Source organism: Pseudorhodoplanes sinuspersici, from assembly GCF_002119765.1.
GTDB classification, from domain to species: Bacteria; Pseudomonadota; Alphaproteobacteria; order Rhizobiales; family Xanthobacteraceae; genus Pseudorhodoplanes; species Pseudorhodoplanes sinuspersici.
Genome location: NZ_CP021112.1, coordinates 1,364,036 through 1,383,955, shown reverse-complemented (window position 1 = coordinate 1,383,955; position 19,920 = coordinate 1,364,036). Strand labels below are relative to the sequence as shown.

At 62.4% G+C, this 19,920-nt stretch carries 15 protein-coding genes and 1 pseudogene; 9 read left to right on the top strand and 7 right to left on the bottom strand.

Annotated features, from left to right (window positions below; all coding sequences use genetic code 11):
* The first annotated feature begins 51 nt into the window (after positions 1–51).
* Entirely contained in the window at positions 52–1,152 is a 1,101-nt protein-coding gene (locus tag CAK95_RS06805) for an NAD(P)/FAD-dependent oxidoreductase (RefSeq protein ID WP_086087230.1), read from the top strand.
* A 1-nt stretch (position 1,153) separates the two neighbouring features.
* Here the strand turns inward: CAK95_RS06805 and CAK95_RS06800 are convergent, their stop codons facing one another.
* On the bottom strand, positions 1,154–1,708 hold the full coding sequence (locus tag CAK95_RS06800; RefSeq protein WP_157699561.1) for a DUF2865 domain-containing protein: 555 nt from the start codon (positions 1,706–1,708) through the stop codon (positions 1,154–1,156).
* Positions 1,709–2,047: 339 nt separating this feature from the next.
* Positions 2,048–2,611, bottom strand: a complete 564-nt coding sequence (gene pyrE, locus CAK95_RS06795; RefSeq protein WP_086087228.1) for an orotate phosphoribosyltransferase — start codon at positions 2,609–2,611, stop codon at positions 2,048–2,050.
* 126 nt (positions 2,612–2,737) lie between these two features.
* Between pyrE and CAK95_RS06790 the strand changes: the two genes are divergently transcribed.
* Positions 2,738–3,415, top strand: coding sequence for a nitroreductase family protein (locus tag CAK95_RS06790; RefSeq protein ID WP_086087227.1), 678 nt, complete (start codon positions 2,738–2,740; stop codon positions 3,413–3,415).
* A gap of 139 nt (positions 3,416–3,554) precedes the next feature.
* Here the strand turns inward: CAK95_RS06790 and CAK95_RS06785 are convergent, their stop codons facing one another.
* Both CAK95_RS06785 and polA read right to left on the bottom strand, forming a co-directional pair.
* Positions 3,555–4,259 (bottom strand): glutathione S-transferase family protein, encoded by a 705-nt coding sequence (locus CAK95_RS06785; RefSeq protein WP_086087226.1) that lies wholly within the window; start codon positions 4,257–4,259, stop codon positions 3,555–3,557.
* Between the two features lie 138 nt (positions 4,260–4,397).
* Positions 4,398–7,504, bottom strand: a pseudogene (gene polA / locus CAK95_RS29860) (DNA polymerase I).
* A gap of 159 nt (positions 7,505–7,663) precedes the next feature.
* On the opposite strand from polA, the gene CAK95_RS06775 reads away from it, so the two are divergent.
* From CAK95_RS06775 to CAK95_RS06765, 3 genes are all read left to right on the top strand, one after another.
* Entirely contained in the window at positions 7,664–8,968 is a 1,305-nt protein-coding gene (locus CAK95_RS06775; RefSeq protein WP_086087225.1) for a UDP-glucose dehydrogenase family protein, read from the top strand.
* A gap of 140 nt (positions 8,969–9,108) precedes the next feature.
* Positions 9,109–11,664 carry an ATP-dependent helicase HrpB gene (hrpB, locus tag CAK95_RS06770; RefSeq protein WP_086087224.1) on the top strand — a complete coding sequence of 852 codons (2,556 nt, stop codon included), beginning with the start codon at positions 9,109–9,111 and terminating at the stop codon, positions 11,662–11,664.
* 98 nt (positions 11,665–11,762) lie between these two features.
* Positions 11,763–12,593, top strand: coding sequence for a purine-nucleoside phosphorylase (locus tag CAK95_RS06765; RefSeq protein ID WP_157699559.1), 831 nt, complete (start codon positions 11,763–11,765; stop codon positions 12,591–12,593).
* 94 nt (positions 12,594–12,687) lie between these two features.
* Here the strand turns inward: CAK95_RS06765 and CAK95_RS06760 are convergent, their stop codons facing one another.
* Positions 12,688–13,467, bottom strand: a complete 780-nt coding sequence (locus CAK95_RS06760) for a class I SAM-dependent methyltransferase (RefSeq protein ID WP_086087222.1) — start codon at positions 13,465–13,467, stop codon at positions 12,688–12,690.
* Between the two features lie 406 nt (positions 13,468–13,873).
* On the opposite strand from CAK95_RS06760, the gene CAK95_RS06755 reads away from it, so the two are divergent.
* Positions 13,874–14,398 (top strand): retropepsin-like aspartic protease family protein, encoded by a 525-nt coding sequence (locus CAK95_RS06755; protein ID WP_086087221.1) that lies wholly within the window; start codon positions 13,874–13,876, stop codon positions 14,396–14,398.
* Between the two features lie 193 nt (positions 14,399–14,591).
* Positions 14,592–16,091 (top strand): phosphomannomutase/phosphoglucomutase, encoded by a 1,500-nt coding sequence (locus tag CAK95_RS06750; protein WP_086087220.1) that lies wholly within the window; start codon positions 14,592–14,594, stop codon positions 16,089–16,091.
* Positions 16,092–16,243: 152 nt separating this feature from the next.
* Here the strand turns inward: CAK95_RS06750 and CAK95_RS06745 are convergent, their stop codons facing one another.
* Entirely contained in the window at positions 16,244–17,101 is an 858-nt protein-coding gene (locus CAK95_RS06745; protein ID WP_086087219.1) for a prephenate dehydratase, read from the bottom strand.
* 33 nt (positions 17,102–17,134) lie between these two features.
* Positions 17,135–17,872, bottom strand: a complete 738-nt coding sequence (locus CAK95_RS06740; RefSeq protein WP_086087218.1) for a 3-deoxy-manno-octulosonate cytidylyltransferase — start codon at positions 17,870–17,872, stop codon at positions 17,135–17,137.
* Positions 17,873–18,035: 163 nt separating this feature from the next.
* Between CAK95_RS06740 and CAK95_RS06735 the strand changes: the two genes are divergently transcribed.
* Both CAK95_RS06735 and CAK95_RS06730 read left to right on the top strand, forming a co-directional pair.
* A complete protein-coding gene (locus tag CAK95_RS06735; protein WP_086087217.1) occupies positions 18,036–18,623 on the top strand; it encodes a c-type cytochrome in 588 nt (195 codons plus the stop codon).
* Between the two features lie 84 nt (positions 18,624–18,707).
* On the top strand, positions 18,708–19,727 hold the full coding sequence (locus CAK95_RS06730) for an NAD-dependent epimerase/dehydratase family protein (RefSeq protein WP_086087216.1): 1,020 nt from the start codon (positions 18,708–18,710) through the stop codon (positions 19,725–19,727).
* The last annotated feature ends 193 nt before the right edge of the window (positions 19,728–19,920 follow it).

Below are 19,920 nucleotides of genomic sequence, written 5' to 3'. Positions count from 1 at the left end.
CTGTCACAAAGCTTGTATGGCTTGGCAGAGCGGATCATTTTTTGAGTGTCTATGCAGGTTCTTGTCATTGGCGCGGGTGTGGTCGGACTTGCGATTGCGCGCGAGGCGGCTCTGAAAGGACACGATGTCATCGTCGCCGAAGCGGCCGATGCCATCGGCACCGGCATTTCCTCGCGCAACAGCGAGGTCATTCATGCCGGCATGTATTATCCGAGCGGATCGCTGCGGGCGAAGCATTGTCCGCGCGGCAATCGGATGCTGTACGACTTCTGCGCCGAACATGGCGTGCCGCATCGCCGCTGCGGCAAACTGATCGTTGCGACGAATGAGGCCGAGCGCTCGCGCCTGGAAGCCATTCACAAGCAGGGCATTGCCAATGGCGTCGAAGAGCTCGAACTGATCGGCGGCAATGCGGCGCGCGATCTCGAGCCGGAGCTGACCTGCATCGCAGCATTGGTCTCGCCCACAACCGGCATCATCGACGGCCATGCCTACATGCTCGCGCTGCAGGGCGATCTCGAAGCGCATGGCGGCGTGATTGCGTTCGAGACGCCGGTCGAGACGCTGACGCCGATGCTGAACGGATGGCGCGTACATTTCGGTGGGCGCGAGCCGGGTACGCTCGACGTCGATGCGGTGATCAATTCCGCCGGACTGTCGGCGCAAGCAGTGGCGCGCAATATCGAGGGCTATCCGCTGGCGCAGATTCCCAAACAGGTCTTGGCGAAGGGCAATTATTTCGGTTTCGCCGGGCGACCGGCGTTCAAGCGGCTGATCTATCCAACGCCGGTTGATGGCGGCCTCGGCGTGCATGTCACGCTCGATCTGGCCGGGCGGATGCGGTTCGGTCCCGATGTCGAATGGATCGACAAGGAGAATTACGAAGTCGATCCGGCGCGGGCGGCGTCATTCTATGCACGCATCCGCACCTATTGGTCGGGATTGCCGGACGGCTCGCTCGTTCCCGATTATGCGGGCATTCGTCCGAAGCTGACCGGAGCGGGCGAGCCCGCGGCCGATTTCATGATCGCAGGCCCGGCAGAGCACCGAATGCCCGGCCTTGTGAATCTGTTCGGAATTGAATCGCCGGGACTGACGTCTTCGCTGTCGCTGGCGGAAGACGTCGTCAAAGCATTGGCCGGAAAAGCGTGACTTATCTTGCAGCCTGATTGCGCTGGTCGATATTGCGGCTGACGATGGCCGCTTCATCCGCGCCCTTCATTTCTTCTGCTGTCCGGTTAGGCTCGACGCGAGTCGCCAGCAATTGTTTGCGCATCGCCGGAGAGAAGCTGGAGGGATTGATCGGTGAGAATTGCGCCACGTTGCGGCTCTCGCCGCGATAGGCCATCAGGCCTTTGCTGGTCGCAACGAGGTCGCCCTGACGCAAGGTGTCGTCATCATTCACATCCTGCCGCACAAGGCCGGTCGGGCTCTTGCCGTCGCAGGTGCAATCTTTCACCAGTCTGGCGCGATAGACGAACGCATTCGGGATGTCCGAATAGCGTTTGCCCTCTGGCGAATAAGCATGATCGATGCCGCTGCCATTGAAAACCTTGGTCGGCGATGCCGGACAGAACGAGTTGCAGATGTCAGCGGCATTGCGGGTGTTGTAGGTGATCGGGAAATAGCGGCCGTCGCAGAGGCGCACGCAATAAGCGACGCCGCCGCCACCGACATAGGGGCCGCTGTTATGGCGTAAACGCGTCACGCGTCCGTCCTGGCGAGGGTCGGCATAGGAGCCTGAAGGTGCCATGGCGCGGCGCATACCGCCAAAGAATAGATCGAACAGGTTTTGAGCGGATGCGGGAGCAGGTGAAAAGGCAACCAATATGGCCGCGATCACAGTGCCTGATAAGAATGGAGAGCGCTGAACAGACATCAATCGACCCACGGGACGGGCCCCCTTCACTGTCTGAAGACCACACTCGCAAACGCACCAAACACGACGTTGGTTGCGTCAGCCAGACCCAATAGTGGCTATTGGCCGTGGTTCACTGAAGGTTGAAACTATACAGGTCGTCTGTAAACGCGCCGTGACCGGTGTCTCTCAATTTTTGAGGAATTCCGACGCAGTGTAGAGCGAACGGAAGGGCAGCTTGGCTTCCTGGAAGCCTTCGGTCGCCCCTTCCTGCCGGTCGACCATGGTGAAGACCATGACGATGTTGCCGCCGGCGTCGCGGACCGCTTCTGCCGCCTTGATCGCCGAGCCGCCGGTGGTGGTCACATCCTCGACAATGACGATACGCTTGCCGGCCAGCGTTTCGCCCGGGGCGAGCCCTTCGACCGACAGACGCGCGCCATGCTCTTTCGGCTTCTTGCGCACGAAAAACGCCTGGATCGGCTTGCCGCGCATGAAGCTGAGCTGGGCGATGGCGCCGGCGAGCGGCACTGCGCCCATTTCCAGGCCGCCGACATAGTCGATATTCTCGCCCTGCAGTGCATCCAGGGTCAGTTCAGCGAGGAGGGCCGCGCCTTCGGCGTCCAGCATGGTCGGCTTCAGATTGAAATAGAAATCGCTCTTGCGGCCCGAAGCGAGGGTGATTTCGCCGCGGCCAAACGACCGCTTGCGGATGATGTCGAGAAGGCGGGCGCGGGAGTCTGAAGCCGACATGAGAAGCCTTTAATCGCTGCGATTTCGGTCTGAGTAGCACCATTGCGTCGGCCTCGCCAATTTGCGGCTGGCGGACGGGGCGATTTTCCCCCATTCATTGCCGAAAATTTCAAAGTGGAAACAGCCATGGCCGAGACCGCACAGGATCCAATCTACCAGCCGCTTCAGTTCCGGGAGATGTCGCTCGAGGACATGGAACAGCGCTCGCGCGACTTTCTCGCCATGATGGCGCGGCGGCGCACCGTGCGCGACTACAGTGACCGGCCGGTCCCGCGCGAGATCATCGCTAATGCGGTCCGCACAGCGGCTTTGGCGCCATCGGGCGCCAACCAGCAGCCCTGGACCTTCGTGTGCATCTCCGATCCGGCGATCAAGACGCAGATCCGCATCGCCGCGGAGGAAGAAGAGAAAACCTTTTACAGCGGACGCGCGGGCGAGGAGTGGCTCGGTGCGCTGCGTCATCTCGGCACCGATTGGGAAAAGCCGTTTCTCGAAACGGCGCCCTGGCTGATCGCGATCTTCGGCCAGCGCTATGGCATGGGGCCGGATGGCGAGAAGGTGAAGCACTATTATGTGCCGGAATCGGTCGGTATTGCTTCGGGCTTTCTGATTGCCGCGCTTCACAATGCCGGGCTCGCGACGCTGACGCATACGCCGTCGCCGATGGGTTTTCTCAACGAGATCTGCGGCCGCCCCGACAGCGAGAAGGCTTACATCCTCCTTGTCACAGGCTATCCGGTGGATGATTGCCAGGTGCCGGTGATTACCAAGAAGGCGCTGGATGAGATGAGCGTGTGGGTGTGATTGTGTTCTCGTGTCCCGGATGCTGCGCAGCATGGAGCGAAGCGAAGTGATGCGCTGCTGATCTGGGACCGACGCAGGCCAGATGGTCCCGGGTCTGCGGCGCATCATGATATGCTGCGCCGCGCCCGGGACACGAGACCTAAGGCCGCTTCGGAATCTCAAGCCCCCGCTGCACCGCCGGTCGCGCAAGGCCGCGCTCAAGCCAGGCCGGAACCTCCTTGAGATTGTCGAACTCGACCAGCTCACGCGCGCCGTAGAAGCCGACGAGATTGCGCACCCAGCCAAGCATCGAGATGTCGGCGATGGTGAAGTCATCGTCCATGATCCATTGCCGGCCTTTCAATCGGCCTTCGAGCACGCCAAGCAAGCGCTTCGATTCGTTGACGTAGCGATCGCGCGGCCGCTTGTCCTCATAGTCCTTGCCGGCAAACTTATGAAAGAATCCGACCTGACCGAACATCGGGCCGATGCCACCCATCTGGAAATGCACCCACTGGATGGTCTCGATCATCCGCGCCGGATCATGCGGGATCAGTTTGTCGGTCTTGCCGGCGAGATAGCCAAGAATCGCGCCGGATTCCCAAAGGCCGAGCGGCTTGCCGCCGGGACCATTCGGATCGACGATCGCGGGGATTTTTCCGTTCGGATTGAGCGAGAGGAATTCCGGCGTCCAGCTCTCGTTCTGTCCGATATTGACCGTATGGGCCTCGTAGGGAAGGCCGATCTCTTCCAGCGCGATCGACACCTTCACACCGTTCGGCGTCGGAAAGGAATAAAGCTGCAGACGATCGGGATGTTTGGCGGGCCAGCGTTTGGTGATGGGAAAGGCGGAGAGGGAGGACATTCTTCACTTTCGTTTCTGTTGAGCTAACTCCGCCCTCATCCTGAAGAGGCGCGTAGCGCCGTCTCGAAGGACGAGGGGCGGCCCCATCCTTCGAGACGCATCGCTTCGCGATGCTCCTCAGGATGAGGCCGAATAGGATCAATGCGCCTCGTCCCAGTTGTCGGCGGCGCGGGCTTCGACGGCGAGCGGAACGTGGAGCTGCACGGCGGGATGCGGGGCGTCTTCCATCACGCGCTTCACCACGGGTAATGTCTTTTCGACATCCTTGTCCGGCACTTCGAAGACGAGTTCGTCATGCACCTGCAGCAGCATTCTCGCTTTTAGCTTGGCATCTGACAGCGCGTCGTCCATCCGCACCATCGCACGGCGGATGATGTCGGCGGCCGAGCCTTGCAGGCGGGCGTTGATCGCGGCGCGTTCATTGAACGCGCGCACCGAGGGATTGGACGCGCGGATATCCGGATAGTGGCATTTGCGACCGAACAGCGTCAGCACATAACCATGCTCTCTACAGAAGTCGCGCGTCTCATCCATGTAATCGCGGATGCCGGGGAAGCGCTCGAAATATTTCTTGATGTAAGCGCCGGCTTCCTCGCGGGCGATGCCGAGCTGATTGGCAAGACCGAAAGCGGAGATGCCATAGATGATGCCGAAGTTGATCGCCTTCGCACGACGGCGGATTTCGCCCGGCATGTCCTTCACTGGCACGCCGAACATTTCCGACGCCGTCATCGCGTGAATGTCGGTGCCGTCCCTGAAGGCCTGGCGCAAGGCCGGCACGTTGGCGACTTCGGACAGAAGACGCAGTTCGATCTGCGAGTAGTCGGCCGAGACAAGCTTGTGACCGGGCTGCGCGACGAAGGCCTTGCGGATCTTGCGGCCAGCCTCGGTGCGGATCGGGATGTTCTGCAAATTCGGTTCGGACGACGACAGGCGGCCGGTGGTCGTTGCCGCGAGCGCGTAGCTCGTATGCACGCGATGCGTCTTCGGATCGACATAAGTTGGCAAGGCATCGGTGTAAGTCGAGCGCAGCTTCGAGACCTGCCGCCAGTCGAGAATCTTCTGTGGCAGTTCGTGACCTTGTTCGGCAAGTTCGTCGAGTACCTGTGCGGATGTCGACCATGCGCCGGTCTTGGTCTTGGTGCCGCCGGGTAAACCGAGCGAGCCGAACAGCACATCGCCGATCTGCTTCGGCGAGCCGGGATTGAGCGGCATGCCGGCGAGTTTCTGGATCTCGCCTTCGAGCCGCAGGCTTTCGGCGGCGAACTCGCTGGAGAGTTTCGCCAGTGTCGGCCGGTCGATGGAAATGCCGCGACCTTCCATGCGCCCGAGAACGGCGACCAGGGGCCGTTCCAAGGTCTCGTAAACATTGACCATGCGATCGGCGGCAAGGCGGGCTCTCAGCACATGCCACAGACGCAAGGTTGCATCTGCATCCTCGGCAGAGAATTCGGCGGCCTTCTCGATCGGGATGCAATCGAAGGTGACCCTGGTCTTTCCGGACTTGGTGATCTCGTTGAAGTCGATCACGGTGTGTCCGAAATAGCGATGCGTCAGCGAACTGACGGCGTGGTCGGTGCGGCCGGCATCGACGACGTAGGACATCAGCAACGTGTCGTCATAAGGCGCTGTCACGACGCCGCGCTGCGCGAAGATCTGCCAATCGAATTTGAGGTTGTGGCCGATCTTGAGAACGCCGGGATCTTCAAGAAGGGGCTTGATCGCATCGATCGCGTCTTTTTCCGCGATCTGATGCGGAAGGATGCCGGCATCGAACAAGCCCTGGCCTTCGCCGCTTTCGCGATGGGCGACCGGCACGTAACAGGCTTCGTTCGGTGTCAGCGCAAGCGAGAAGCCGCACAAGGTCGCCTGCATCGGATCGAGCGAATTGGTCTGCGTATTGATCGCGACCTGTCCGACATCGATCGCGCGCGCGATCCAGGCCTTCAGGCGGGCGAGATCGCGCACGACCTCATATTTGCTGCGGTCGAACGGGATGGCTTTGAGCTTTGCGAGCCGCACTTCGGCCAGTGAAATCGGAGTGTAAACAGCTTGCTCCGCTGCCCCCCTCCCCCCTTGCTCCGGTTCATCCCTCCCCCTGAAAGGGGGAGGGTGGTCGCCGAAGGCGACCGGGTGGGGGTCGCCTGTGACATGACCCCGCCCGGCGCCGCTGAGACTGCGCCATCCTCCGGCCGCACCGGAGGAAGCGGCGGCGCACCGGCACTCAGCCGTGCATCCGGCTCGATCTGGCTGGCGTCGATTTCCGACGCTTCAGCAACGCGCCGCGTCAGCGTGGTGAACTCCATCGCCTTGAGGAATGCGATCAGCTTCTTGTAGTCCGGCTCGTGCACGGCGAGGTCTTCGACCGGCACTTCGAGATCGACATTCTGATCGAGGGTGACGAGCCGTTTCGACAGCCGCGCCTGCTCGGCATTGTCGATCAGCGTCTGCCGCCGCTTCTCCTGCTTGATTTCGTTCGCGCGGCTGAGCAGCGTTTCCAGGTCGCCGAATTCGCCGATGAGCTGCGCCGCTGTCTTCACGCCGATGCCGGGCACGCCGGGCACGTTGTCGGTGGAATCGCCGATCAGCGATTGCACCTCGATGACCTTTTCCGGCGGCACGCCGAATTTCTCGATCACCTCGGCGACGCCGATCTTCTTGTCCTTCATCGTGTCGTACATGATGACGCAGTCGGTCACGAGCTGCATCAGGTCCTTGTCGGACGAGACGATGGTGGCGCTGGCGCCGACCTCGCAGGCGAGTCGTGCATAGGTCGCGATCAGATCGTCGGCCTCATAGCCCGCCTGTTCGAGGCAGGGAATGTCGAAGGCGTGGACGGCCTCGCGGATCAGCGGGAATTGCGGGATGAGATCGGACGGCGCGTCAGGACGGTGCGCCTTGTAGTCGGGATAGAAATCGGTGCGGAAGGTTTTTTCGGATTTGTCGAAGACCACCGCGAGATGGGTTGGCCGCTCCTCCGGCTTCATGTCGCGGAGCAGCTTCCACAGCATGTTGCAAAAGCCGAGCACGGCGTTGACCTGCAGCCCGTCCGATTTGCGGTTGAGCGGCGGCAGCGCGTGATAGGCGCGGAAAATGTACGACGAGCCATCGACCAGAAAGACGTGATCGTCTTTCTTCAGCGCGCCTGCCAGACCGGGTGCAGTTTTGGCGGGGGCTGTCTTGGTGACGGCGGATTTGGCGGCGGCGGCTTTCGCCGACGATTTGGCTGATTTTGCTGAAGGCATGGCGGCAATGTGGGCCGTCCCGGCGGTAATGGCAACGGCGATAGTGGATATCCTGTCACGCCCCTGTCATGCGACAATGCTCGTCAGCGATGGACGCGTCTACTATGGCAATCGCCGGGGCGGAACCCTGTTCCGGTATCATTTTCTTGGGTTTTATCCATGCGCATCACCATGATCGGCTCCGGTTATGTGGGCCTTGTTTCCGGAGCCTGCTTCGCCGATTTCGGGCATCAGGTCGTCTGTGTCGACAAGGATGCGCGCAAGATCGAAAAGCTCAAACGGGGCGAGATGCCGATCTACGAGCCGGGCCTCGCCGAACTGGTCGCCAACAATGTGCGGCAGGGCCGGCTGATATTCACGACCGACCTGAAGGGGCCGGTCACCGACGCCGACGCCGTCTTCATCGCGGTCGGCACGCCGTCCCGGCGTGGCGATGGCCATGCCGACCTGACCTATGTTTATGAAGCGGCGCGCGAGGTCGCCGAGGCGCTGGACGGGTTTACCGTGGTGGTGACCAAATCCACCGTACCGGTCGGCACTGGCGACGAGGTCGAGCGGGTGATGCGCAAGACGCGGGCTGATGGCGATTTTGCGGTGGTCTCGAATCCGGAATTCTTGCGCGAGGGCGCGGCAATCCGCGATTTCAAACATCCCGATCGCATCGTCATCGGTACGACGGACGAACGCGCCAAGACAGTGATGCAGGATGTCTATCGTCCGCTCTATCTCAACCGCGCCCCGATCATGGTGACGGAGCGGCGGACGGCGGAGCTGATCAAATACGCCGCCAATGCTTTTCTTGCGACCAAGATCACCTTCATCAACGAGATTGCCGATCTGGCCGAGAAGGTTGGCGCCAATGTGCAGGATGTCGCGCGCGGCATCGGTCTCGACAATCGCATCGGCGGCAAATTCCTGCATGCCGGTCCGGGTTACGGCGGGTCGTGCTTCCCGAAGGATACGGTGGCGCTGATCAAGACCGGGCAGGATCACGAGGCACCACTGCGGATTGTGGAGACGGTCGCGGCGGTGAACGATCAGCGCAAGCGCGCGATGGCGCGCAAGGTGCTGGCGGCCGCGGGCGGAAACCTGCGCGACAAGACCGTGGCCGTGCTCGGCCTCACCTTCAAACCCAATACCGACGACATGCGCGATGCGCCTTCGATTCCGCTGATCACGGCGCTGCAGGACATGGGTGCGCGCGTGCAGGTCTATGATCCGGAAGGCATGGAGCAGGCGCGAGAGGTTCTCACGAATGTCGATTATGCCGATGATGCCTATACCTGCGCCAAGGGGGCGGACGTGCTCGTCATCGTGACGGAATGGGAGCAGTTCCGCGCGCTCGATTTTCCGACGCTGAAGGTCGCGATGGCCAATCCGGTCATCGTCGATCTGCGCAATGTGTACCCGGCGGAAGAAGCCGCGCGGCACGGGTTTGCGTATACGGGTGTTGGGAGGGGTTAGCCGCGCTGGCTCCCAATCCCTCCCCTGAAAGGGGGAGGGATTGGGAGGGGGCTTAGGCAAGGATCCACCCGACGGCCTCCGCTTTCGCTCCGGCAGTCGACCTCCCCCTTGCAGGGGGAGGTAAGGAGCGCAAATGCTGCATGACAATGACTGCTTTCGATTCTCCGCTTCCCATCGACGACGCATTACCGGCGCTGACAGCTGCGCTGCGCACGCATGAGGCGGCGGTGCTCGTTGCGCCGCCGGGCGCCGGCAAGACGACGCGCGTGCCGCTGGTCCTGAAAGACGAGCCGTGGGCGGAGACCGGCAAGATCATCGTGCTCGAGCCGCGCCGGCTGGCGGCGCGGGCGGCGGCCGAGAGGATGGCGAAGACGCTCGGGGAGACGGTCGGCGAGACCGTCGGGCTTCGGGTGCGGTTCGGCTCGAAAGTGTCGAAGGCGACGAAAATCGAGGTGGTGACCGAGGGGATCTTCACCCGGATGATCCTCGACGATCCGGAATTGTCCGGCTATGCCGCTGTTTTATTTGATGAATTTCACGAGCGATCGCTCGATGCCGACCTCGGATTGGCGTTTGCGCGCGATGCGCAGCAGGGCTTGCGCGAGGACTTAAAGATTCTCGTCATGTCGGCGACGCTGGACGGCGCGCGGGTGGCGAGGCTGCTTGGCGAGGCGCCGCAAGTGGAGAGTCTCGGCCGCGCATTTCCCGTTGAAACTCAATATCTTGGCCGCGATGCGCGGGCGCATATCGAGCCGCAGGTGGCGGATGCGGTTATGAAAGCATTGCGGGCCGAGCCGGGATCGCTGCTCGTTTTCCTGCCCGGTCAGGCGGAAATCCGCCGCACCGAAATGCTCGTAAAAGAGCGGTTGCTCGGCCGGAGCACGGACGAGAACATCGATGTCGTGGCGCTCTACGGCGCGCTCGATGCGCAGGTTCAGGACCGCGCCATTTCGCCGTCGCCGTCCGGTCGCCGCAAGGTCGTGCTGGCCACCTCGATTGCCGAAACTTCGCTAACCATCGAAGGCGTGCGCGTCGTCATCGACTCAGGCCTCGCCCGCGTGCCGCGTTTCGAGCCCGGCGTCGGGCTGACACGGCTCGAGACCGTGCGCGTGTCGCGGGCTGCGGCCGATCAGCGGCGCGGCCGCGCCGGCCGTACCGAGCCCGGCGTCTGCTATCGGCTCTGGAGCGAGCCGGAGACGGTGTCGCTCGAAGCCTTTGCGCGGCCGGAAATTCTCAGCGCCGACTTGTCATCCTTCGCGCTCGATCTCGCGCAATGGGGCGTGAGCGATCCGGCCAAGCTCGCCTTTCTCGATCCGCCGCCGCAGGCCGCTTACACCGAAGCACGCAAGCTGCTGATGGAATTGTCGGCGCTCGACGACAATGGCCGCATTACCGATGAGGGCCGCAGTCTTCGCGCGCTGCCATTGCCGCCGCGACTGGCGCGCATGGTGGTCGATGCGGCGCGCGAGAATGCCGGTGAACTTGCTGCCGATATCGCCGTCATCGTCACCGAACGTGGATTGGGCGGCAACGATGTCGATGTCACGCACAGAGTCGATCAGTTTTGGCGTGACCGCTCGCGCCGAGCGGATGAAGCGCGGCGGATGGCGCGGCGGTGGGCATCCTCCGTCATTCCGGGGCGCCACGAAGTGGCGAACCCGGAATCCAGAGCCGCGACTGGAAGTCTGGATTCCGGGCCCGGCGCTGTCGCGCCGTCCCGGAATGACTCCGTCGGCGCCATCCTCTCACTCGCCTATCCCGATCGCGTCGCCAAAAATCGCGGTGGCGGGCAGGGCGGCTTTCTGCTCGCCAATGGCCGCGGCGCGACACTCGATCCGGCTTTGGCGCTTGCGCGCGAACCCTTCATCGTCGCTGCGGAATTATCAGGGACGGCCGCGCAGGCGCGCATTCTTCTTGCCGCACCGATCTCGCTCGCGGACATCGAACAGCGTTTCGCCGATCGCATCGAACAGCGCGATGATGTCACGGTCGATCCGGCGACACTGGCCCTGCGCGCGCGGAAAGCGCGCAGGCTCGGCGCGATCGTTTTTTCCGAACAGATCGCCTCAGCAGAACCCTCTGAAGAAAACGCCATCAAACTGGCCGACGCGATTGCTGCAGCCGGCCTGCATCGCTTGCCGTGGAGCAAACACATCCTGCAATGGCGCGATCGCGTCACGTTCCTGCGAAAATCGGAAGGCGATGAATGGCCGGACCTTTCGAACGAAGCATTGACCGCGACGGTTCGCGAATGGCTGGCGCCGCTTTTCAGCGACAAGACCGCGCTCAAAGATCTCGGCGCTGACGAACTGTCGAACGCGGTGATGGCATTGCTGCCGTGGACGATGCGCCGCCGGCTTGACGCGGAAGCGCCGACGCATTTCGAGGCGCCAACCGGAACGCAGGTGCCGATCGATTATGAAGCCGAAGCCGGGCCGACGATTGCCATTCGCGTGCAGGAATTGTTCGGCCTCAGCCGCCATCCCTCGATTGCCGATGGACGCGTACCCTTGGTGATTGAACTTCTCTCACCGGCGCACCGGCCCGTGCAGGTGACGCGCGATCTGCCGGGTTTCTGGCAAGGCAGCTATGGCGCGGTGAAATCGGATATGCGCGGGCGCTATCCGAAACATCCCTGGCCGGACGATCCCGCCAATGCGCTGCCGACGCGACGCGCCAAGCGGCCGGGAACCTGAGATGGGTAAGGCGGTAGGCTGCCGTTAAATCATCTCCGCTATCACTTGCGCGCAGGCGCATGGATGCGCCGTTACGAAGGATTGGCCGGGGACTGAACGTGTCGAGCGAAGCCGAGAGATGTGTTGAGATCATTCGCGATCAGATCGGCGATGCGGCGATCGATGTGGGACTGGTTCTGGGTGTCGGGCTGTTCGCCATTGCCGATCATGCGACTCAGGCGATCAGCATCCCGTATTCCGAATTGCCGGGCTTCCATGCGCCGGAAGGGATGGCTTACGAGCTTCTGCTCGGCATCATCGGCACCGCGCGTGTTGCTGTCTTTCGCGGCCGCGCAAACTACAACGAGACAGGCGACATCAATGCGATGCGGGTGCCGCTGGAAACGCTGGCGCGGCTCGGCGCCAAGGCGGTGGTGCTGACGGGTGTGGCAGGCGCGGTGCGCAACGAGATCCAGCCCGGCACACTGTTGACGATCACCGACCATGTCAATCTGACCGGCTTCAATCCGTTGATAGGCGAAGCGGATGGCGGCGGCTTCATCGATATGGCTGGCACTTACGACCGCCATCTGCGCGAACGCTACAATCTCGCGTCGTCCCATCTCGGCCGCAAAACGCACGAGGGCGAGGTGATGTGGATTCCCGGACCGAGCTTCGAGACGCCGGCCGAGGCACGCGTGGCGCAGAAACTGGGCGCCGATCTCGTCAGCATGACCATCGTGCCCGAAGCGATCTTGGCGCGCCGCTTCGGCCTGCGGGTGCTGGGTGTTGCTGTCGCCACCAATCTTGCAGCAGGTTTGCGCCACGAGCCGATGACGCGCGACATCCAGTTGCGCGCCGCGGGCGCGGCGGCGTCATCGCTGTCGCGGGTGCTCGGCAAGTTTTTCGAGATCTGGCAGGTCGAGAGCCGCGGCATCCGGTTGGGCTAAGGCGCGTGGACGCATAAATGCGTCTCCTCCGCTTTATCCCTTAAAGCGGACATGCGTCGGCGTCCGGAATGGCCCGCAAAAATGCGGTTGGTATTCATCGTTCCGCCACGCCAATGAGCGCGGTCGAGGTGATTGGCAGGATCGGACGACCATCGGCCCTGTCCCGCACCTCGGCAATCACCGCGGCCTTTTCGACATCGTTCAAGCTGGTCCAGTCGGGCGACATGCCGAAAAGCGTGTCAGGCGCGTCGAGCGCCGCCACGTCGAGTAGGTAATCATGAGTCACCACGTCGATCCGGGGATCGCGGTAGCCAGCAGTGACGAGAGCGCGGGCGAAATCGTCCGGATCACTCAACGCCTGAACGGCTTCAGGCATTGCCATGCCCGAGCGATCAGGGAACAGTTTCTGCCGGACTTCGCCCAACAGGAGGAAGGTCGCCGCGCCCCGATCCTGCCAGGTCGCGACCACGCCATATCCGCCGGGCCGCGTGACGCGGCGCATCTCGGCCAAGCCCTTGCGCCAATCGGGGAACATGATGACACCGAAGATCGAAAAGACCGCATCGAAATGCGCGTCGGGCAGGTCCAGCGCCTGTCCGTCCATAACCCGCGCCTCGACATTGGGCCGACCGGCAGCGGCGATGCATCCCACCATGCCGGGCGAGAAGTCGGTCGCCAGCACGCGTGCCCCGGTGCGCGCGGCTGCCAGCGCGAGCGCGCCGGTGCCGGCCGCCACGTCGAGAACATGACTCTGAGGCGTCAGGGTTACGCGCGCCAGCGCCGCTTCCGCAAAGAGCGCCGTGAAAGGGTGCGCGGTCTGCTGATAATGGCTCGCTGCACTATCCCAGTGGTCCTTATTCTCAAACTGTCGCATTCCCGATGCTTCACAAGTCATGTAACTTTAGATGTAGCATGACTGCATGCCCTTGCCAACGGCGTGCATGCGAAAGATCGGCTGGGCGCGGTGAACCTCGCAGAACTGAGCCGAGTCTCGACGCGCGCTGCGCAGGCGATCCAAGGTGGCAACTGCATCGGGTTGCCTCCTAAATGGCGGACGTTCCAAACGCCGCTTCGGGCCATAAGCAGAAGGGTTCGAGCAGACGTGTTCGCCGTGAGCGTTCCTGTTCGCTTTGTCTCAAATTTGAATGGTCGCGTTCAGCAGTCAGTGACCAAGCCGGATCAATCCGCATCCTTCGGCGTGTCCTTTTAGCGTCGTATTTCCACCCGCAATGCTTTGTGGTCCACGGGTGAAGCAGGACAGACGGACGGACCCGTAAACGATGCGTTCGATCATCGTATTCGCAGGACTGGTGCTCGCGGCGGCGGGACTGATTGCGCATGTCCTCGACCGTGATCCGCCGCCGGCGGCGAAAGCAACCGCGCCCTCTTCGGTGGCGGCGGTCACCGTCGGCAAGGCGCCGTCGTCATCGGCCGCCCGTTCTGTCACCATCCCGCGTGACCCGCGAGGACATTTCCAGGTCGGCGGCCGGATCGACGGCCGGCGCGTCGACTTCATGGTCGATACCGGCGCTTCGGTGATTGCGCTGACCGAACGCGAGGCCGTCCGCCTCGGCATCCGCCCGTCCCGCGATGCCTTCACCGCCCAGGTCAAAACAGCCAACGGGACCGTCAAGGCGGCGCCGGTGATGCTCAACACTGTCGATATCGACGGTCTTGTGGTCCGCAACGTGCAGGCCTTGGTCGTCCCCGGCAACGCCTTAAGCGAAAATTTGCTCGGGCTGTCTTATTTGACGAAGCTCAAACGTTTCGAATACGCCAATGGCAAATTGGTACTGGAGCAATAGACCACGATGATTTTGGATCGAATCGATCCAAAATCATAAAACGTGATCAATTCTCACACGTTGGAGCATGATGTCGTCCGAAAACCGCTTCGCACTTTTCAGCATCATGCTCTAGCTTTTCATTATTCCGCCGCAACCATTTCGCATGAGTGGCGTTCTCGTCCCGCGCCAAATCGCACCTCCGAGGATATTGATGTTTCCCAAGCCCGCGGCGCAACTCGCGCCCAATACCTACGCCTACGAATCCCAGCCGATGGTGAAGCCGACCGGCTTCCGCGAATACGATGCGCGCTGGCTGCTCGGCAAGGAAATCAATCTGATGGGCGTGCAGTGGCTCGGCATGGGCATCGGCACGCTGGTGCACGAGATGGGCGTGCGTCCGGATATCGTCACCGGACATGACTTCCGCGGCTATTCCGCCTCGGTGAAGATGGCGCTGATTTCCGGCATGATGGCCTCCGGCATGCGGGTGCGCGATATCGGTCTCGCGCTATCGCCGATGGCCTATTTCGCGCAGTTCGATCTCGATGTGCCGTGCGTTGCGATGGTGACCGCCTCGCATAACGACAATGGCTGGACCGGCGTGAAGATGGGCGCCAACCGCCCGATGACTTTCGGCCCCGATGAAATGACGCGACTGAAGGACATCGTGCTCAACGCCAAGTTCAAGACCAAGGAGGGCGGCAGCTACACCTTTATCGACGATTTCCCGGCGCGCTATATCGCCGATCTCACCAATCGGCCGAAGCTGAAACGCAAGCTGCGTGTGGTCGCCGCCTGCGGCAACGGCACAGCCGGCGCGTTCGCGCCGAAGGTGCTCGAAGCCATCGGCTGCGAGGTGATCCCGCTCGATTGCGACCTCGATCACACCTTCCCGAAATACAATCCCAATCCCGAAGACATGAAGATGCTGCACGCGATGCGCGATGCGGTGATCAATGCGGGCGCCGATGTCGGTTTTGGTTTCGACGGCGACGGCGATCGTTGCGGCGTAGTCGATAACGAGGGCGACGAGATTTTCGCCGACAAGATCGGCGTGATGCTGGCGCGCGACATATCCGCTCTTCATCCCGGCGCGACCTTCGTGGTCGATGTGAAATCGACCGGCCTGTTCGCCACCGATCCGGTGCTGATCAAGAACAAGGTGAAAGCCGATTACTGGAAGACCGGCCATTCCTACATGAAGCGGCGCGTGAATGAGAGCGGCGCGATGGTCGGCTTTGAGAAGTCCGGCCACTTCTTCTTCAACAAGCCGTTCGGCCGCGGCTATGACGACGGATTGATTTCGGCGATTGCCGTGTGCGACATGCTCGACCGCAATCCCGACAAGAGCATGAGCGATCTGAAGAACGCGCTGCCGAAGACCTGGTCGTCGCCGACCATGTCGCCGCATTGCGACGACGAAAAGAAATACGGCATCGTCGATGCGGTGGTGAAGCATTTTGAAGACGCGCAAAAGAAGGGCGACAAGGTGGCCGGTCAGCCGATCCGCGATCTCGTCACCGTCAACGGCGTGCGGGTGACGGTGGAAGACGGCACCTGGGGCTTGGTCCGCGCCTCGTCGAACAAGCCGGAGCTTGTGGTGGTGGTCGAAAGCCCGGCGTCGGAGCAGCGCATGCGCGACATGTTCAAGGCCGTGGATGGCGTGCTGCGCACGCATCCGGAGGTTGGGGAATATAACCAGACGATTTAGCGTTCACCCTCCCCTGGAGGGGGAGGGTCGGCGAGTATCGAACGGATGTGAGATACGAGACGGGGTGGGGTGATCTCAAACACTGCCACCCCACCCCGCTTACCTTCGCTATCGCTCGGTAAGCGACCCTCCCCCTCCAGGGGAGGGTGAAGTCATTCCGCTGCGACCTTGAACGTCGCGCGGAACGGGTGCCCGGGATAGACGCCGAGCACGCGCATTTCCTTGGAGAAATATTCGAGCTCTTTCAGCGCCAGCGCGACATTGTGATCGCTCGGGTGCCCTTCAATGTCGGCATAGAACATGGTGGCGAAGAAATTGCCGTCGACCATGTAGCTTTCCAGCTTGGTCATGTTCACGCCGTTGGTGGCGAAGCCGCCCAGCGCCTTGTAGAGCGCGGCGGGAATGTTGCGCACCTGGAAGATGAATGTGGTGACGACCGGGCCGTTGCCGGTCTCCGCCCATTGCGGCTCGCGCGCCAGCACGATGAAGCGCGTGGTGTTGTGCGCTTCATCCTCGATGTCTTCGGCGAGAATATCGAGACCATAGATTTCGGCGGCGAGGCGGGTGGCGATGGCGGCTGCGCTCTTGTCACCGCGCTCCGATACTTCGCGCGCGGAACCGGCGGTGTCGGCGGCGACCAGCGCCTTGATCTTCAGCTTGCGGATGATGTTGCGGCATTGGCCGAGCGCGTGCACATGGCTTTCGACCGTCCTGATGCCGTCGAGCGTTGCGCCCTTTGGCGCCATCAATTGATGCTGCACCGGCAGGAACCATTCGGCGACGATGTGCAGGCCGGAGCGCGGCATCAGGTGATGGATGTCGGCGACTCGACCGGCGACCGAATTCTCGATCGGGATCATCGCCAGCGCGGCGTCGCCATTGGCCACGGCCGCGAAGGCATCCTCGAAGGTCGGACAGGGCAGCGGCTCGAAATCGGGATAGGCTTCGCGGCAGGCAATGTGCGAATTGGCGCCGGGCTCGCCCTGGAACGAAATCTTCTTCTTGGTCATGCGGGTTCCGTTACGCCTTGCGCGCGAGGAGAGTCAACGACTGAGAAGCTTGCGCGCGGTCTCGAGGTCTTCCGGCGTATCGACGCCGAGCGGCACCGATTTCACGATCGCCGCATCGATCCGCATGCCGGCTTCGAGAGCGCGGAGCTGTTCGAGCTTCTCGCGCTTTTCCAGCGTCGAAGGCGGCAGCGAGACAAAGCGCTCCAGCGCGGCGCGGCGATAGGCGTAAAGCCCGATGTGATGGTAGAGCGGCCCCTCCCCATAAGGCGCGGTGGCTCTCGTGAAATAGAGCGCGCGGAGGCGATCGGGCCCTGCGGGCGATCCGACCAGCTTCACCACATTCGGATTGAACCGCTCCTCGTCGTTGGTGATCTCGGCCGCGAGCGTGCCGATATCGACCGCGGGGTCGTCGAGCAGCTTCACCGCGGCGCGCAGGTCATCGGCTTCGAGCGTCGGCAGGTCGCCCTGCACGTTGACCACGATCTTCACCGCCTTGTCGGGGTCGGCGAGGTCCAGCGCCTCGAAAATCCGGTCCGAGCCGGAGGCGTGGTCGGTGCGGGTCATCAGCGCCCGGCGGCCGGCTTTCTCAACCGCCGCGAGTATCGGTTCGGAATCGGTCGCGACAATCACATGGCCGAGACCCGCCGCTTCCGCCCGCGCAATGACATGCGCGATCATCGGTTTGCCGGCGATGTCGGCGAGCGGCTTGCCCGGCAGGCGCGAGGCCGCCATGCGGGCCGGAATGAGGATCAGAATGTCGCGCTTGGTCATGGGAATTGACGCGGTTTTTCAGGGCGTTTGCCGGCATGCGAATGTCGCAGGGAATGCCCGCTTATACGGGTTGCATCCCCGCGCGCAAACCGGCTAATCATGCGCCGCCGCAGCTTCATGCGGTTCTAATCCGAGCGCTGCCAGCTTCCGCACGAGACCCCAGATGGATTCCTTCGAACTGAACAAGATCATGGGCGCCGTTCTGGCGACCTGCCTGGGTGTTTTGACCCTGAATATCGCGGCTGGCGCGATTTTCGCCCCCGGCAAGCTGGCCAAGCCGGGCTACGACATTGCCGTGCCGGAAACACCAGCGGGCGGTGGCGAGGTGGCCAAGCCGGAAGCGGCCGAGCCGATCGCGGTGCGTCTGGCGAGTGCTGATCCCAAAAAGGGCGAAGCGGCCGCCAAGCAGTGTGCCTCCTGCCACACCTTCGAAAAGGGCGGTCCGAACCGGGTCGGCCCGAACCTCTATGACATCGTCAACGACGAGAAGGGTCATGGCCGCAACGGCTTCAACTTCTCGGCGGCGATGAAGGCGGCGGGTGGCAAGTGGACCTATGAGGATCTGGACCAATTCCTGGCCAACCCAAAGGCCTTCATTAAGGGCACCAGTATGGGTTTTGCGGGCCTTTCTCGCCCCGGCCAGCGCGCCGACGTGATCAGCTACCTGCGCAGCCTGTCGGACAATCCGGCGCCGCTGCCGAAAGCGGCCGAAGCAGCGCCATCGGCCCCGCCGGCCGAGAAGCAGCAGTAAGGTCCATCTTCGGGTGGTTGTCGAAAACGGCCGGGCCATGTGCCTGGCCGTTTGCTTTTAAGGGACGCGACGGATCGAAGGACGATGAAAGCGCTGGTAACAGGCAGCTCCGGCCATCTCGGCGAGGCACTGGTGCGGACCCTGAAAAGTGCGGGTCATGACGTCACCGGGCTCGATATCGTGCCGGGGGCGATGACGACCGATATCGGCTCGATCGCCGATCCCTCCTGCGTGGCGCGTGTCATGGCCGGTGCGGAGGTGGTGTTTCACGCCGCGACCTTGCACAAGCCGCATGTGGCAACGCATCCCGCGCAGGCTTTCATCGATACCAATGTCAGCGGCACGCTGACGCTGCTCGAAGAAGCCGTGCGGATAAACCTCCGCTCGTTCATCTTCACCAGCACCACCAGCGTTTTCGGTGACGCGCTGATTCCGCCGGCCGGTGCACCGGCGGCCTGGATTACCGAAGAGGTCCGGCCAATCCCGAAGAATATCTACGGCGTGACCAAGGCTGCGGCCGAAGATCTGTGTCAATTGTTTCATCGCAACAGCGGCCTTGCCTGCATCATCCTGCGAACATCGCGGTTCTTTCCGGAAGAAGACGACGACAAGGCCGTGCGCGCGGCCTATGCGGACGACAATATGAAGGCGAACGAATATCTGCATCGTCGTGTCGAGATCGATGACTGTGTGCAGGCGCATCTGCTGGCGGCCGAGCATGCGCCGCGGATCGGCTTTGCGCGATACATCATCAGCGCCACGACGCCATTCACGCCGGACGATCTCAAGACCATCCGCGTCGATGCACCGAAGGCCGTCGCGCGGCACGTCCCCGGCTACGTCGCCGAATATGCGCGCCGGAACTGGACCATGCTGCCGCGCATCGACCGCGTCTATGTCAGCGACAAGGCGCGCCGCGAGCTCGGCTGGCAGCCGCGCACCGATTTCGCGTCCATTGTCGATCGTCTCAGCCGCGGCGAATCCATCCAGAGTCCCCTGGCGCAGGCCATCGGGTCGAAGGGGTATCACGCCGAAATATTCTCTGAGGGGCCCTATCCCGTGGCGCCGCGGTTGACTGCACCAGCCAAGCGGGCTGGGTCGTAGCTCTTGCGAGCGGCGCTGAGTCTCGATGTCGCAGCTTGTCCCGGGGCCGGGAAGAGCAGACATCCGGACAGGAATTTGGTGTAACCTCAATGGCTTAGGATTCGCGACGAGGCCCTATGAACGATGGCGTTGCCGGTTTGTTGGTCAAACAGGGTAAATTGCCAGCAATTAATGTTTGTCTGGTGGGGTTATC

Bases quoted from the DNA above. Each gene is read 5' to 3' on its own strand.
- CAK95_RS06750 (WP_086087220.1), top strand. From the start codon at position 14,592: ATGTTTCCCAAGCCCGCGGCGCAACTCGCGCCCAATACCTACGCCTAC.
- CAK95_RS06805 (WP_086087230.1), top strand. From the start codon at position 52: ATGCAGGTTCTTGTCATTGGCGCGGGTGTGGTCGGACTTGCGATTGCG.
- pyrE (WP_086087228.1), bottom strand. From the start codon at position 2,611: ATGTCGGCTTCAGACTCCCGCGCCCGCCTTCTCGACATCATCCGCAAG.
- CAK95_RS06755 (WP_086087221.1), top strand. From the start codon at position 13,874: ATGCGTTCGATCATCGTATTCGCAGGACTGGTGCTCGCGGCGGCGGGA.
- CAK95_RS06735 (WP_086087217.1), top strand. From the start codon at position 18,036: ATGGATTCCTTCGAACTGAACAAGATCATGGGCGCCGTTCTGGCGACC.
- CAK95_RS06790 (WP_086087227.1), top strand. From the start codon at position 2,738: ATGGCCGAGACCGCACAGGATCCAATCTACCAGCCGCTTCAGTTCCGG.
- CAK95_RS06785 (WP_086087226.1), bottom strand. From the start codon at position 4,259: ATGTCCTCCCTCTCCGCCTTTCCCATCACCAAACGCTGGCCCGCCAAA.
- CAK95_RS06740 (WP_086087218.1), bottom strand. From the start codon at position 17,872: ATGACCAAGCGCGACATTCTGATCCTCATTCCGGCCCGCATGGCGGCC.
- CAK95_RS06745 (WP_086087219.1), bottom strand. From the start codon at position 17,101: ATGACCAAGAAGAAGATTTCGTTCCAGGGCGAGCCCGGCGCCAATTCG.
- CAK95_RS06730 (WP_086087216.1), top strand. From the start codon at position 18,708: ATGAAAGCGCTGGTAACAGGCAGCTCCGGCCATCTCGGCGAGGCACTG.
- CAK95_RS06760 (WP_086087222.1), bottom strand. From the start codon at position 13,467: ATGCGACAGTTTGAGAATAAGGACCACTGGGATAGTGCAGCGAGCCAT.
- hrpB (WP_086087224.1), top strand. From the start codon at position 9,109: ATGACAATGACTGCTTTCGATTCTCCGCTTCCCATCGACGACGCATTA.
- CAK95_RS06775 (WP_086087225.1), top strand. From the start codon at position 7,664: ATGCGCATCACCATGATCGGCTCCGGTTATGTGGGCCTTGTTTCCGGA.